We start from the raw sequence: 14,055 nt of genomic DNA, 5'->3' as shown, positions 1-14,055 counted from the left end.
CACCCGCTGGGTGCAGCACCTGCGCACCCGACGAGGGCGGAGGAACGCGCGTGAAGCAGCTCGGGGAGATCCTGCTCGACGAGGGGCTCGTGTCGGAGGCGCAGCTGCTCGCCGCGATCGACGAGCAGGCGTCCATGGGGACGTCGCTGGGCCGCACCCTGGTGGAGCTGGGGATCCTCAGCGAGGCGCAGCTCGTGCGTGCGCTCGCCGCGCAGGTCGGCATGGAGTTCGTCGACCTCGACGAGTACCCGGTCGACCGGACCGCCGTCGCCCTGGTCCCGGGCGCGCTCTGCCGCCGCTACTCGGTGCTCCCGATCGCGCTGCGGGACGGCGCGCTGGTGCTCGCCACCGCGGACCCGGCCAACGTGGTCGCCGTCGACGACGTCCGGACGGCCGCCCACCGGCCGGTCATCCCGGTGGTCGCGACGTACGACAACGTGCTGCGCGCGATCGACCGCTTCTGCCGCGCGGACGGCGAGATGGAGGACCTCTCCTCGGCGTTCGAGGACGAGGTGTCCGAGCCCGAGGCGGACCTGTCCCGGCTGGGCGAGTTCGTCGACGACGACGCGCCGATCGTGCGGTACGTCAACCTGCTCGTGACGCAGGCGATCACCGACCGCGCGTCGGACATCCACATCGAGCCGACCGAGCACGACCTGCGCGTGCGGTACCGGATCGACGGCGTGCTGCACGAGATGCAGCGCTCGCCGAAGAACATCCAGGGCGGCGTGATCAGCCGCGTCAAGATCATGAGCGACATCGACATCGCCGAGAAGCGCAAGCCGCAGGACGGCCGCATGTCGGTGACGCACAACGGGCGCAAGATCGACCTGCGCGTGGCGACGCTGCCGACGGTGTGGGGCGAGAAGATCGTCATGCGCGTCCTCGACAACTCGACGGCGAGCCTCGACCTGCGCGACCTGTCGTTCCTGGACCACAACTACGAGACGTACCGCGAGTCGTACACGAAGCCCTACGGGATGATCCTCGTGACCGGCCCCACCGGTTCCGGCAAGTCGACGACGCTGTACGCGACGCTCAACGCGGTCTCCAAGCCGGAGATCAACGTCATCACCGTCGAGGACCCGGTGGAGTACCGGCTCCCCGGCATCAACCAGGTGCAGGTCAACCCGAAGGCCGGCCTGTCGTTCGCGGCCGCCCTGCGTTCGATCCTGCGGTCCGACCCCGACGTGGTGCTCCTGGGTGAGATCCGTGACCACGAGACGGCGCAGATCGCCATCGAGGCGGCGCTCACCGGTCACCTCGTGCTCTCGACGCTGCACACGAACGACGCCCCCTCCGCGGTGACCCGGCTCACCGAGATGGGCATCGAGCCGTTCCTCGTCGGCTCCGCGCTCGACTGCGTGGTCGCCCAGCGCCTCGCGCGGCGGCTGTGCCCGAAGTGCAAGGAGCCGTACACGCCGACGCCGGCGGAGCTGGAGGCGGCGAGGTTCCCGTGGATGCCGGGGGAGCCCGTCCCCGAGCTGTTCCGGCCGGCCGGCTGCACGGCGTGCTCGCGCACGGGCTACAAGGGGCGCCTCGCCCTGCACGAGGTCATGCGGGTGACGGAGGAGATCGAGCGGCACGCGGTCGCGAACGCCTCGTCGGCGGACATCGGCGCGACCGCGGTGAAGCAGGGGATGGTCACGCTGCGCGACGACGGCTGGCACAAGGTCGCGGCCGGGCTGACGTCGGTCGAGGAGATCCTGCGCGTCGTCGCGTGACCCGGCGCGGGCACGGCGGCTCAAGTCGCGCCCGGCTGCGGCCGATGACAAGGCGGGCCGCCGTGCGCGGAGGACGGACGCCGCAGGCGCGGCATGTGGAGGGACTGTGACCGACTCCTACCAGGGGCGCGCCGGCGAGCCGACGCGCCCGCTGCCGCCGTACCAGCCGGCAGGCACGCGCGGCGAGGCCGCCACCACGGTGTACTCGCCGGTGCCGTCGCAGAGCTCGCGCCCGCCGGCGGCGGCCGGTGCGGTGCCGTACCCGGCGGCCGCACCGCCGGCGGGCCGCCCCTCGCCGGACGCCGGGCCGTACCCGGCTCCCGGGGCGCGGCCGCCGGCCGCGCCCCCGCCGCCCGGCGTGCCCGCCCCGCCCGCAGCGGGGGCCGCTCCCGCACAGCGCCCGGCACCGGTGCGCGCCGGCGTCGGCCAGGAGCGTCGCGAGGGCGACCTGCCGGTCGACGCGGTCCTGGCCGAGCTCGTGCGGCTCGGCGGGTCCGACCTGCACCTCACGTCCGGGTCCGCGCCGATGATCCGCGTGAGCGGGTCGCTGCGTCCGCTGGAGCAGTTCGAGGCGCTGACGCCGGACGTCCTGCGCCGCTCGCTCTACGGGATCCTGTCGCAGAAGCAGCGCGAGACGTTCGAGGAGCACCTCGAGCTCGACCTGTCGTACGCCGTGCGCGGTCTCGCGCGCTTCCGCGTGAACCTGTACCAGCAGCGCGAGTCCATGGGTGCGGCCTTCCGCGTGATCCCCTACGAGATCAAGCCCCTCGAGGAGCTGGGGGTGCCGCCGGTCGTCGGCACCTTCGCGGGTCTCCCGCGCGGCCTGGTGCTCGTGACGGGACCGACCGGCTCGGGCAAGTCCACGACGCTGGCCGCGGTGATCGACCTCGCGAACCGCACGCGCGAGGACCACATCATGACGGTCGAGGACCCGATCGAGTTCCTCCACCGGCACAAGAAGTCGCTCATCAACCAGCGCGAGGTCGGTGCGGACACGCACTCCTTCGCGAACGCGCTCAAGCACGTGCTGCGCCAGGACCCCGACATCATCCTGGTCGGCGAGATGCGCGACCTCGAGACCATCTCGGTCGCCCTCACGGCCGCGGAGACCGGTCACCTGGTCTTCGCGACCCTGCACACGCAGGACGCGGCGCAGACCATCGACCGCATCATCGACGTCTTCCCCTCGAGCCAGCAGGCGCAGGTGCGCACGCAGCTCGCGGGCGCGATCCAGGGCGTGGTCTGCCAGACCCTCTGCAAGCGCGTCGACCAGCCGGGCCGCGCGGTGGCGACGGAGGTCATGGTCGCGACCCCCGCGATCCGCAACCTGATCCGCGAGGGCAAGACCCACCAGATCTACTCGGCGATGCAGGCCGGCGCCCAGCAGGGGATGCACACGATGGACCAGCACCTCGCCGAGCTGGTGAAGACCGGACGCATCTCCTACGAGGTCGGCCTGGAGAAGTGCCACCACGTCGAGGACTTCAACCGGCTCACGGGCCGGTTCAGCGGCACGACGCAGGGCGCGGCCGCCATGTCGGTCGGGATGAACGGGGCGGGGTACTGATGGCCACGGCGGCGAAGACGTTCGAGTACGCGGTCCGCGACCGCCAGGGCGCCATCGTCAAGGGCCGCGTCGAGGCGCCCAACCAGGCGGCCGTCGCGAACCGGCTGCGCGAGATGGGGCTGTCCGCGGTCTCCATCTCGGAGGTCAGCACCGGGGGACTCAACCGGGAGATCTCGATCCCCGGGTTCGGCGGCAACCGCATCACCCTCAAGGACCTCGCCGTCATGTCGCGCCAGCTCGCGACGATGATCGACGCGGGGCTCTCGCTCCTGCGCGCGCTGGCGATCCTCGCGGAGCAGACCGAGTCGAAGCCGCTGGCGCGCGTGCTCGCGCAGGTGCGCAACGACGTCGAGGTGGGCGTCGCCTTCTCGGTCGCTCTCGGGCGTCACCCCGACGTGTTCCCCCCGCTCATGGTGAACATGGTCCGAGCGGGTGAGGTCGGCGGGTTCCTCGACCAGGTCCTCGTCTCGGTGGCGAACAACTTCGAGGCCGAGGTGAAGCTGCGCGGGAAGATCAAGTCGGCCATGACCTACCCGGTCGTGGTCTTCGTGGTCGCCATTCTCGCGATGATCGGCATGCTGCTGTTCATCGTGCCGATCTTCGCCAACATGTTCTCCAGCCTCGGCGGCGAGCTGCCGTTCCTGACGAAGATGCTCGTGGTCCTCTCGAACGTCATGAAGTGGACCATCGGGCCGTTCGTCGTCGCACTGCTCGCCTTCTCCTTCTGGTGGAGCAAGCACAAGAACGACGACGCCATCCGCGAGCGGATCGACCCGCTGAAGCTCAAGCTCCCGGTGTTCGGCTCGCTGTGGCGCAAGATCGCGATCTCCCGCTTCACGCGGAACTTCTCGACGATGGTGCACGCAGGGGTCCCCCTGCTGCAGGCCCTCGACATCGTGGGCGAGACCAGCGGCAACGTCGTCATCGAGCACGCGGCACGCGCCGTGCAGGAGTCCGTGCGGCGTGGCGAGACGCTGTCGGGTCCGTTGTCCCAGCACCCGGTGTTCCCGGCGATGGTCGTGCAGATGATGGCGGTCGGCGAGGACACCGGTGCGCTCGACACGATGCTCGCGAAGGTCGCCGACTTCTACGACCAGGAGGTCGAGGCGACCACGGAACAGCTCACGAGCCTCATCGAGCCGATCATGATCGTCGGGATCGGCGGGATCATCGGTTTCATCGTGGTCGGCCTCTACATGCCGATCTTCCAGATCTTCAACATCATCCAGTAGCGGTACGGCGAACGGGTGATCTGCGTCGGAATCCGGTGACGGCGCTCAAGTGGTCGCGAGTCGGGGCCGATCCACGGGGCGCACCACTCGAACCGGCTGACGCCGGATTGAACTCGACCACTCACCCCAGGAGGCCGGCGTGATCGCTCGGATCCGCAAGTCGATCGACGAGAAGGACCAGGGCTTCACCCTGATCGAGCTCCTCGTCGTCATGATCATCATCGGGATTCTCGCGGCCATCGCGATCCCGGTGTTCCTCAACCAGCGCAAGAAGGCCGTCGACACGGCGGCGAAGTCGGACGTCTCCGTCCTCGGCAAGGAGCTGGCGACGCACTACGTCGACAGCGTCACCGCGGCCCCCACGCTGGCGATCTCCGGCGACCAGTACACGTGGGGCGGCGACGCTCTCGGTCCGGTCAGCAACGGCATCACGGCGGTGGGCCAGGGCTTCGCCGCCGCGACCGCGACCGACCCGCTCCGCTGGTGCGTCCAGGTGACGTACAGCGGCGGCACCGAGACGACCGTCGCGTTCGGGTCCGAGGGCGGGCTGGGCGACCTCGGCTCCACCTGCAACGCCACGACGGGCGTCGTTTCCTGACGTAGTCGCAACCGACGCCGCCAGGTGGGCTCGTACGCAGCCCACCTGGCGGCGTCGCGTCGGTGGGAGGGGCACATGAAGGCTCGGCGAGTCGCGACCGATCACGACGACGGCTTCACGCTCATGGAGCTGCTCGTCGCCATGATGGTCATCACCGTCGTGCTGCTCGGTCTCATGGTCGTGCAGACCTCGGCCATGGTGACCACGGCCCAGACGAAGCAGCGCACGCAGGGCACGGCCGTCGCCAACCAGACGATGGAGCAGCTGCGCGCGCTGCCCTGGCTGGTCCTGAGCAAGGGCTTGCACGCCGGTTTCGCGACCGCGACCGGTGGCGACCCCAACGTGGCGGGTGGCCGGCTTCGCCCCGCGGCGAGCCCCACCATCGACGAGCCGCTCGTCACGGACAGCACGCAGGCCGTCGACAAGGCCCCGCTGTCCGGCACGGGCGGTTCCAACCGGATCACCACGACCGACCCGGCCATCCCGGGTGTGGAATTCACCTCCCGCAGCTACGTCACCCGCAGCGCCGGCACCGGGGACGACGTGCTGACGCTCACGGTCATCACCTCGTGGCGGACGAACGACTCCGCGACGGAGAAGTCCGTGGTCGTGCGCTCGGAGGCCTACGCGCCCGCCGGTGGCTGCGGCGACCCGGCGAACCAGCCCTTCCTCGGTGCGTGCCAGGCGCTGCTCTCCGCGAGCGGCGGCTCTGTTGCGCCCGCGACCACCGTCACGCCGGCGACGTTCGACCCCGCCGACCCGCCGCTGCCGCCCGACGCGCCGATCCTGCCCGGGACGACGTGGAGCGTCGGCTCGACGACGGGCGGCCAGATCGGCGTCGGCATCACCTCGCAGCAGTCGACCGCGGTCGACTCCTCGGTCCTGCACGGCGGCGTCCAGCTCACACCCGGCGACCCCGCCGGCACCCCCACCACCACCGGCGGGTCGAAGGTGCAGAACGCGGCGTCCGACGACGTCGGCAGCAGCGGTGCGGCACCCGCCAACCCTCCGGTGCAGAGCGGCACCGGATCGGCGTCCCACCTGGCGATCGACGCGCCGCCGGTCGAGCTGCGGCTCGCGACCCGCAGCGGCGTCAGCGGCACCGCCCGGGCCTCCATGTCCTCCTCCTGCGCGAGCGGCATCCCTGCCGGACAGGGCTGCGGCAGCGCCGGTACCTCGGGCGGGGCAGCCGGTGCGAGCACGCTGTCGGTGCCGTCCGCGACGTTCGGCCTGGCCACGCTCGCCGGGGGCGGGACGAGCGAGGCCTACGCCGCACGGTTCACGTCCGCCGTCGGCACCACGGCCACGGGCTGCACCGTCCTCAGCGGGGCCGGCTGCATCGCGGCGGGTTCCACCCGCACCCTGGGAGACGCGACGTTCGCGACCGGCCCCTGGGCGGGTGGCGCCGCCCCCTCCGGGCTCGTGCGCGTCACCGGGTACCAGGACCGTGTCATGGTCCAGCGCGGGCAGGAGCAGCGGACCGTCGACGCCACGATCACCCGGAGCGCCACCGTGCAGGTCTGGAACGGCACCGGCTACACCCCCGTCGCCGTCGACAAGCTGACCAACCAGACCGTGACCGGCGCCGCCGTGTCGTGGACCGGCGGCGGGCACACCGTCACGGCGGTCCCGGTCGTGACCGTCACGCCGGGCATGGCGATCGCTGCGGCCCCCGACCCCCTCCTGTGCGGCGCCGAGGGCTGCTCGATCGACGCCGACACAGGGACTGTGTCGGTGTCGGTGACGTGGCGCGTCTCGAACGCGTCCGGGCTGCGCCAGGCGTTCACCGTGGCGACCAACCTCGGCACCTCGCGGGCGGACGCGTCGTTCAAGGCGGCCCCCGGTGCGTGACGCCCGGCGCATGGGCGCACACCGGCGACCGACCGACGAGCGGGAGGACAGTGGCTGGACCCTGATCGAGCTCATGGTCGCGATGCTCATCTTCTCGGGCCTGCTCGTCGTCGTGTTCTCGATCCTCGTCACGGTCAGCCAGCAGACCAAGGACAACCTGGCCCGCACCCGGGCGGGCGACCAGGCCCGCATCGGCCTCATGCACATCGACAGACAGGTGCGCTCGGGCAACGTCATCTCGGACCCCGCCGGCGAGACCGTCGCGGGAGCGGGTGTGCCGGCGAACTACTCGCTGCGCGTCTACACCCAGACGGACGGCGTCTACCAGTGCGTGCAGTGGCGCGTGCGGTACCCGGGCGGCTCCGACCGCGGCGTCCTGGAGTACCGCTCCTGGAAGCCGTCCTGGCAGGTGACGGGCGGCGTCTCGCCGTGGGCCGTCGCCGCGCGGGACGTCGTCGCACCGTCGGGTCCCTTCGTGGAGTCCGACCCCACGACGTGGCCGCCCTTCTTCCGTGAGACGTCGCAGGCCGAGGCGTCGTCCGCGGCGCAGACGATCCGCGTCACCCTGCGCGTCAAGGACCCCGAGCAGCGGGCCTCCTCCCAGCCCACGACGGTGACGTCGGTCCTGACGGGCCGCAACACCGTCTACGGCTACCCCGCCGACAGCTGCGCCACCATCCCGGCACCGTGAACCGTCCCCAAGGAGCCCACATGTTCCGCGTTGTGCACCGGCGTCTGCAGCACGACGTCGACGACAGGGGCAGCGCCCTCGTCTCCGCCGTCGCCGTGGCGCTGATCGCCATGGCCCTCGCCTCGGTCGTGGTCACGTCCACCGTCGTCCAGGCACGCGACTCGGGCGAGGACCGCGCCCGGACGACCCAGCTGCACAGCGCCGAGGGGGTCATCGACGCGACCTACGCGGAGCTCGAGGTGGGTACGCCCTGCTCGTGGCCCGCCACCGGTGCCTTCAGCAACGGGTCGGCGCCGAGCAGGACCGAGGCGACCGCGACCGTCCGCTACTTCGACGCCACCGGCGCCGAGCTGACCTGCAGCGGGGGCGTCGTGTCCGGCGACCCCGTCGAGGCGGTCGTCACGGCGACGTCGACGACGCCCGGCACGGACGTGCGCCGCACGGTGCAGTCCAAGGTCGAGCTGACGCCGTCCGCGGTGCCGGGGCGCGGCGCCGCCATCTTCGCGGCGAACCAGATCATGACGACGAACGCCTTCACCCTGGAGACGTCGCTGCCCGACACGCCCGTCGACGTCTGGGTCGACACGGGCAACGTCAACTGCAACTCGAACGTCAAGATCGACGGCAACCTGATCGTCGTCGACGGCACGACCGAGATCTCGGGCGGGTGCCGCGTCACGCAGAACCTGTGGAGCAAGAAGCGGCTGACCGTGCACTCGGCGCAGTCCGCCGGGCTCACGACCGTGGGGCAGGACACCATGGTGTCGGCGGACGCGACGCTGGCCGGCGGCTCGAAGTACGGCCGCGACCTCCTCGTCGCCGGGGCCGTCTCGACGTGGGGGAGCGGCCCCCAGGTCGCGGGCACGACCCGGACCGGCGTCGGCGCCGCCGGCGTCCCGCAGTACGTGAAGGTCGGCCTGCCCGAGGTCAACTACCGTCCGGCGGACTGGACCGGGTTCGCCAACACGGGGGACCGGGCGGCCGCGTACAAGAGCTGGGTGACGTCGAACGCCGTCACCAACAACGCGCCGACCTGGTCGGAGGCCTGGAAGCCGGCCGGCAACAAGTGCACGGTCGCGGGCGACAGCTGGAGCCTCAACGGTCCGCTCGTCAGCCCCACGGTCCCCACGGTGATGGACACCCGCTTCTGCGCGCAGACCCGGTTCGAGGGCAACCTCAACATCAAGCTGCGCGCGGACCTCGTGATCTTCGCCAACGACTTCTACGCGACCGGCAACTTCCAGATCACGTCGGCCGACGGCGCGCAGCACAAGGTCTGGATCATCGTGCCCGACCCCGACACGTCCCCGAACGGCGTCGCCGAGTGCAACAAGACCGTGGGCGGCAACAAGTCGGGCAACATCAAGTTCGACTCCGGCAGCCTCGCGATCGCGCCGGTGACGATCTTCGCGTACACGCCGTGCAACCTCGAGACGAACAACACCATGACGTTCTACGGCCAGCTGTACGGTGGCAACGTCACGCTGCGCAACTCGATGACCATGCGGTACGTCCCGATCGGCATCCCCGGGGTCAGCCTGCCGAGCACCACCCCGACCGCGTCCTCCGGCTACCGTGTCGACGTCGTCTACAAGCGGGAGGTCAAGGCGCCGTGACGGGCCTGCTGGTCGCCGCCTGCGGGCTCCTCGGGCTGGCGGTCGGCTCGTTCCTCAACGTCGTCGTCTGGCGGGTGCCCCGCGGTGAGTCCGTGGTGCACCCGCCCAGCGCGTGCCCGCGGTGCGGGCACCCGATCCGGCCCCGCGACAACGTCCCCGTCCTGTCCTGGCTGCTGCTGCGTGGCCGCTGCCGCGACTGCGGTGCGCCGATCTCCGCGCGGTACCCCCTCGTCGAGCTCGGGACCGCCGTGGCGTTCCTCGCGGTCGCGTGGTTCACGGGCCCGGGCTGGGTCCTGCCCGCGCTGCTGTACCTCGCCGCGATCTCGGTGGCGCTCACGCTGATCGACGTCGACGTCCACCGCCTGCCCGACGCGATCGTCCTGCCGTCCTACCCCGTGGCGCTGGGCCTGCTCGCCCTCGCGAGCGCCGACCCCGGTGGCACCGCGGACTGGGCCGCCCTGGTGCGCGCGGCCGCCGGGGGCGCGGCCATGTACACGGCGTACCTGGTCATCCGGCTGATCCACCCCGCCGGGATGGGCTTCGGCGACGTGAAGCTGGCCGGCGTGCTGGGCCTGTACCTCGGCTGGTACGGCTGGGGGGCGCTGGCGGTCGGGTTCTTCGCGGGCTTCCTCGTCGGCGGTGTCGTCGGCATCGCCCTGCTCGCGGCGGGCCGGGCCGGCCGCCGCACGGCGATCCCGTACGGCCCGTGGATGCTCGTGGGTGCCTGGATCGGCGTCGTCGCGGGACCCGCGCTGGCCGGCTGGTACGTCGGACTGCTCTGACCGGACCGCTCAAGGTCGTGACGCGTCCCGCCGATAGAGCCCGTGGCAACCACGGCTCGACGGAGGGACCTACGTGGCCAGCGAACGGATGATCGGCCTGGACATCGGGTCGACGAGTGTGCGCGCCTCGGAGCTCGAGTTCGGCAAGGGCGCGCGGTCGGCAGGCGGGTCGCCGACCCTGCTGCGCACCGGGCACGTCGAGCTGCCCCCGGGCGCGGTCCGCGACGGCGAGGTGGCGCAGCCCGACATCGTCGCGACGGCCCTGCGGAGGCTGTGGTCGCAGGCGCGGTTCGAGTCCAAGGACGTCGCGATCGGCGTCGGCAACCAGCGCGTCGTGGTCCGCGAGCTCGAGCTGCCGTGGCTGCCCCTGGGTCAGCTCAAGGCCTCTCTGCCGTTCCAGGTGCACGAGCTGCTGCCGATGTCGACGGACGAGGCCCTGCTCGACTACCTCCCGACCGCCGAGGGCGACGGGCCGCAGGGCCGGGTCGTCAACGGCCTGCTCGTGGCCGCGCAGCGCGACACCGTCACCGCGAACGTGCTCGCGGTCGAGGCAGCGGGGCTGCGGCCCGTCATGGTCGACCTCAACGGCTTCGCGCTGCTGCGGTCGCTCGCACGCGGCGACGTCGCCCGTTCGACGGCCGCGCTCGTCGACGTCGGGGCCACCGTGACCACCGTGGTCGTCGTCGACCACGGTCAGCCGCGGCTCGTCCGGTTCCTGCCCGTCGGGGGCCACAACGTGACCGTGGCCGTGGCCGCCGCCGCGGGCGTGACGCCGGCGGAGGCGGAGACGCTGAAGCAGGAGGTGGGGATCGGCGTCGCCCCCGCACCCGGCCGTGAGGCCGTCGTCGAGGCGGTGACGGCCACCGTGCGCTCCCTCGTCGAGGCGGTGCGGAACACGCTCGTGTACTTCACCAGCACCAACCCCGGCCACGGCATCGAGGTGATGGTGCTGACCGGCCGGGGGGCGCAGCTGCCCGGGTTCGGGCAGTACCTGTCGAGCGCGAGCCGGCTCCCGGCGATCCTCGGCGACCCGCTGGCCGGGGTCCGGCACGGCAAGGCGGTCGACCGCGACGCCCTCCGGGGGCACGAGTCCAGCCTCGCCGTGTCCGTCGGCCTCGCGTACGGAGTCGCAGCATGAGCACCCTCACCGTGCGGCGCGGACGGCAGACGTCCGCCCAGACCGCCCTCCCGCCGACGCTCCCGCAGGTCAACCTGCTGCCGCCCGAGGTCCGCGACGCGCGCGACCTGCGGGCGATGAAGCGGTGGCTCCTGCTCGCCGTCGCGCTCGTGGTGGCCGTGTGCGCGCTCGCCTACGTCTTCGTCGTCATCCAGGGCACGCAGGCCCGGGACGAGCTGGCCAGGGCCGAGGCGGAGACGGCGCGCCTGCAGGACGAGCAGGCGCAGTACGCCGAGGTCCCGCTCGTCCTGGGCCAGCTCAACGCGACCCGCGCCGCGCGCGAGCTCGGGATGTCGACCGAGGTCCCGTGGAAGCCCTACTACGAGGCGATCACGGCGGTGCTGCCGGAGGGCGTGAGCATCGACACCCTCGCCTTCTCCGGCGCGACGCCGATCACGGCACCCGCACCGCCGGCGGATCCCCTGCAGGGTCCGTCCGTGGGCCAGGTGCAGTTCACCGGGCGCTCCTCGACCGTGCCCGACGCGGCGGCGTGGGTCGACGCGCTGAACTCGGTGCCCGGGTTCGCGGACGCCTGGGTCTCGTCGGCAGCAGTGACCGACGCCGAGGGCACCGTCTACTACACGGTCTCGAGCACGGTCCAGGTGACCGAGGCCGCCTACAGCGGCCGCTTCGCGGCGAACGACGGGGAGGGCTGAGATGCGCAGCGCGAAGGGCACGTGGATCGGCGGCACCGTCCTGGTGTCGCTGCTGCTCCTGGTCGCGACCTGGTTCCTCCTCGTCGCGCCGCAGACGACGGCGACCGCGGAGGTCCGTGACGAGATCATGGCCACGGAGCAGAGCAACGAGCTGCTCGAGCTCCAGCTGGTCCAGCTGCGGGCCGACTTCGAGAAGCTGCCCGAGCACCGGGCGGAGCTCGCGACGCTGCAGACGCAGATCCCGCCGACGGCGCGCATCAGCGACTACCTGCGCGAGGTCGAGCAGCTGGCCACGACGCACGGCGTCACCATCACGTCGGTGGGCCCCGGGGTGCCGCAGGTCCTCGAGCCGGCCGTGGCCGCCGCGCCTGCCGCACCCGCCGACGCCGGCACCGCGCCCACGGAGGGCGCCGGTGACGCGGGCGTGACGGACGCGGGTGCTGCGGATGCGAGCGGCACGGAGGCGACGGACCCGGCCGTGGCGCCGGTCCCGACCGGGCCGGCGGTCCCGGCCGGCATGGTCGCCGTGCCGATCTCCCTCACCGTGGTCGGCGGGTACGAGCCGACGCTCGCGTTCCTCGGTGCGCTGCAGGACGGGTCGCCGCGCCTGCTGCTCGTCTCGTCCCTGACGGCCACCGGACAGAAGCAGGCGGAGGCAGGCGGCGGCCGCCCCGCCACCGTCGCCGGGGACCAGGAGCTCGTGCTCACCGGGTTCGTCTACGTGCTGCCCGACGCCCTGGCGGTCCCGCCGGCGCCCGAGGCGGAGCCCACGCCGCTGCCCGCACCCGTGCCGGGCAAGAACCCGCTGGTGCCGATCGCCGGGGAGTGACGGCCCGGACGGGCGCCCACGGACGAGCGGCGACGGTGCGTGCACCGTCGCCGCTCGTCCACGTCACGGGCGTGGTCCGACCCGCCGCGCCGCACGTGGAAGGATCCCACCCATGCTCCGTTGGTTGACGTCCGGCGAGTCGCACGGTCCCGCGCTCGTCGGCATCCTCGACGGTCTGCCCGCGGGTGTGCAGGTGCAGACCTCCGACATCCAGGCCGCCCTCGCCCGCCGCCGGCTCGGGTACGGCCGCGGCGCGCGGATGAAGTTCGAGCAGGACGAGGTCCGCCTGCTCGGCGGCGTGCGGCACGGCCTCACGCAGGGCGGGCCGGTGGCGATCGAGGTCGGCAACAGCGAGTGGCCCAAGTGGACCGACGTGATGTCCGCCGACCCTGTCGCACCCGAGGCGCTGACGATCGACGCCGGTATCGGTGACGTGCGGGAGATCGCGCGCAACCGGCCGCTCACCCGGCCCCGCCCGGGTCACGCGGACCTGGTGGGCATGCGCAAGTACGGGTTCGACGACGCGCGCCCGGTGCTCGAGCGCGCCTCCGCGCGCGAGACGGCCACGCGCGTGGCTCTCGGCACGGTGGCGGCGGCGTTCCTCGAGCAGGCGGCGGGAGTGCGCCTGGTGTCCCACGTCGTGGCCGTCGGCCCCATCAGCGTGCCCGACGACGCGCGCGTGCCCACGCCCGACGACGTGTCGGCGCTCGACGCCGACCCGGTGCGCTGCTTCGACCCGGCCACGAGCGCGGCGATGGTCGCCGAGATCGACCAGTGCCACAAGGACGGCGACACCCTGGGTGGCGTCGTCGAGGTCCTCGTGCACGGGCTGCCCTCGGGCGTCGGCACCTACGTGCAGGCGGACGGGCGCCTCGACGCACGCCTCGCCGCGGCGCTCATGGGCATCCAGGCGATCAAGGGCGTCGAGGTGGGCGACGGGTTCCGCACCGCCGCACGGCGCGGCTCCCAGGCGCACGACGAGATCGGGCGCGACGCGACCGGTCGCATCGTCCGCCGCACGAACCGTGCCGGCGGCATCGAGGGCGGCATGTCGAACGGCGAGGTCGTGCGCGTGCGCGCCGCGATGAAGCCGATCTCCACGGTGCCGCGCGCGCTCGACACGGTGGACACGTCGAGCGGCGAGCCCGCGAAGGCGCAGCACCAGCGCTCCGACGTGTGCGCGGTGCCGCCGGCGGCGGTCGTCGCCGAGGCGATGGTGGCGCTGGTCGTCGCGCAGACCCTGCTGGAGAAGACCGGCGGGGACTCGGTGGCGGAGGTGCGCCGGAACCTCGACGCCTACCTCGCGTCGGTCCCCGAGCTGCTGCGCTGAGC

12 protein-coding genes are annotated in these 14,055 nt (G+C 72.4%); all 12 read left to right on the top strand.

The annotated features are described in order from the left end of the window. Window positions 1-50: 50 nt before the first annotated feature. A complete protein-coding gene (locus FB586_RS14580; RefSeq protein WP_136520042.1) occupies window positions 51-1,724 on the top strand; it encodes a GspE/PulE family protein in 1,674 nt (557 codons plus the stop codon). 106 nt (window positions 1,725-1,830) lie between these two features. Continuing rightward, window positions 1,831-3,291, top strand: a complete 1,461-nt coding sequence (locus FB586_RS14575; RefSeq protein ID WP_281276683.1) for a type IV pilus twitching motility protein PilT — start codon at window positions 1,831-1,833, stop codon at window positions 3,289-3,291. Continuing rightward, window positions 3,291-4,523: a type II secretion system F family protein gene (locus tag FB586_RS14570; RefSeq protein ID WP_136520041.1), complete on the top strand. Its 1,233-nt coding sequence runs from the start codon at window positions 3,291-3,293 to the stop codon at window positions 4,521-4,523. Before FB586_RS14575 ends, FB586_RS14570 begins: the two co-directional genes overlap by 1 nt. A 139-nt stretch (window positions 4,524-4,662) precedes the next feature. Beyond that, window positions 4,663-5,121, top strand: a complete 459-nt coding sequence (locus FB586_RS20210; RefSeq protein ID WP_136520040.1) for a type II secretion system protein — start codon at window positions 4,663-4,665, stop codon at window positions 5,119-5,121. Window positions 5,122-5,196: 75 nt separating this feature from the next. Continuing rightward, window positions 5,197-6,972, top strand: coding sequence for a prepilin-type N-terminal cleavage/methylation domain-containing protein (locus tag FB586_RS14560; protein WP_136520039.1), 1,776 nt, complete (start codon window positions 5,197-5,199; stop codon window positions 6,970-6,972). A 10-nt stretch (window positions 6,973-6,982) separates the two neighbouring features. After that, on the top strand, window positions 6,983-7,663 hold the full coding sequence (locus FB586_RS14555; protein WP_136520038.1) for a PilW family protein: 681 nt from the start codon (window positions 6,983-6,985) through the stop codon (window positions 7,661-7,663). A 20-nt stretch (window positions 7,664-7,683) separates the two neighbouring features. Continuing rightward, window positions 7,684-9,279 (top strand): hypothetical protein, encoded by a 1,596-nt coding sequence (locus tag FB586_RS14550; protein ID WP_136520037.1) that lies wholly within the window; start codon window positions 7,684-7,686, stop codon window positions 9,277-9,279. Continuing rightward, window positions 9,276-10,061, top strand: coding sequence for a prepilin peptidase (locus FB586_RS14545; protein WP_136520036.1), 786 nt, complete (start codon window positions 9,276-9,278; stop codon window positions 10,059-10,061). Before FB586_RS14550 ends, FB586_RS14545 begins: the two co-directional genes overlap by 4 nt. Window positions 10,062-10,134: 73 nt before the next feature. Continuing rightward, the gene (pilM, locus tag FB586_RS14540; RefSeq protein WP_136520035.1) at window positions 10,135-11,199 is read left to right on the top strand and encodes a type IV pilus assembly protein PilM; all 1,065 of its coding nucleotides are present in this window, start codon (window positions 10,135-10,137) and stop codon (window positions 11,197-11,199) included. Beyond that, the gene (locus tag FB586_RS14535; protein ID WP_136520034.1) at window positions 11,196-11,894 is read left to right on the top strand and encodes a PilN domain-containing protein; all 699 of its coding nucleotides are present in this window, start codon (window positions 11,196-11,198) and stop codon (window positions 11,892-11,894) included. The genes pilM and FB586_RS14535 overlap by 4 nt, the downstream gene beginning before the upstream one ends. A gap of 1 nt (window position 11,895) precedes the next feature. Then, complete coding sequence (locus FB586_RS14530; protein ID WP_136520033.1) at window positions 11,896-12,723, top strand: hypothetical protein; 828 nt, start codon at window positions 11,896-11,898, stop codon at window positions 12,721-12,723. Between the two features lie 112 nt (window positions 12,724-12,835). Continuing rightward, window positions 12,836-14,053, top strand: a complete 1,218-nt coding sequence (aroC, locus tag FB586_RS14525; protein WP_136520032.1) for a chorismate synthase — start codon at window positions 12,836-12,838, stop codon at window positions 14,051-14,053. Window positions 14,054-14,055: the final 2 nt, after the last annotated feature.

Origin of the sequence: Cellulomonas telluris, from assembly GCF_004886325.1 — a bacterium.
GTDB classification, from domain to species: domain Bacteria; phylum Actinomycetota; class Actinomycetes; order Actinomycetales; family Cellulomonadaceae; genus Cellulomonas; species Cellulomonas telluris.
Note: the sequence above shows the minus strand (reverse complement) of the source record. Positions and strands in the feature narration are given on the sequence as shown.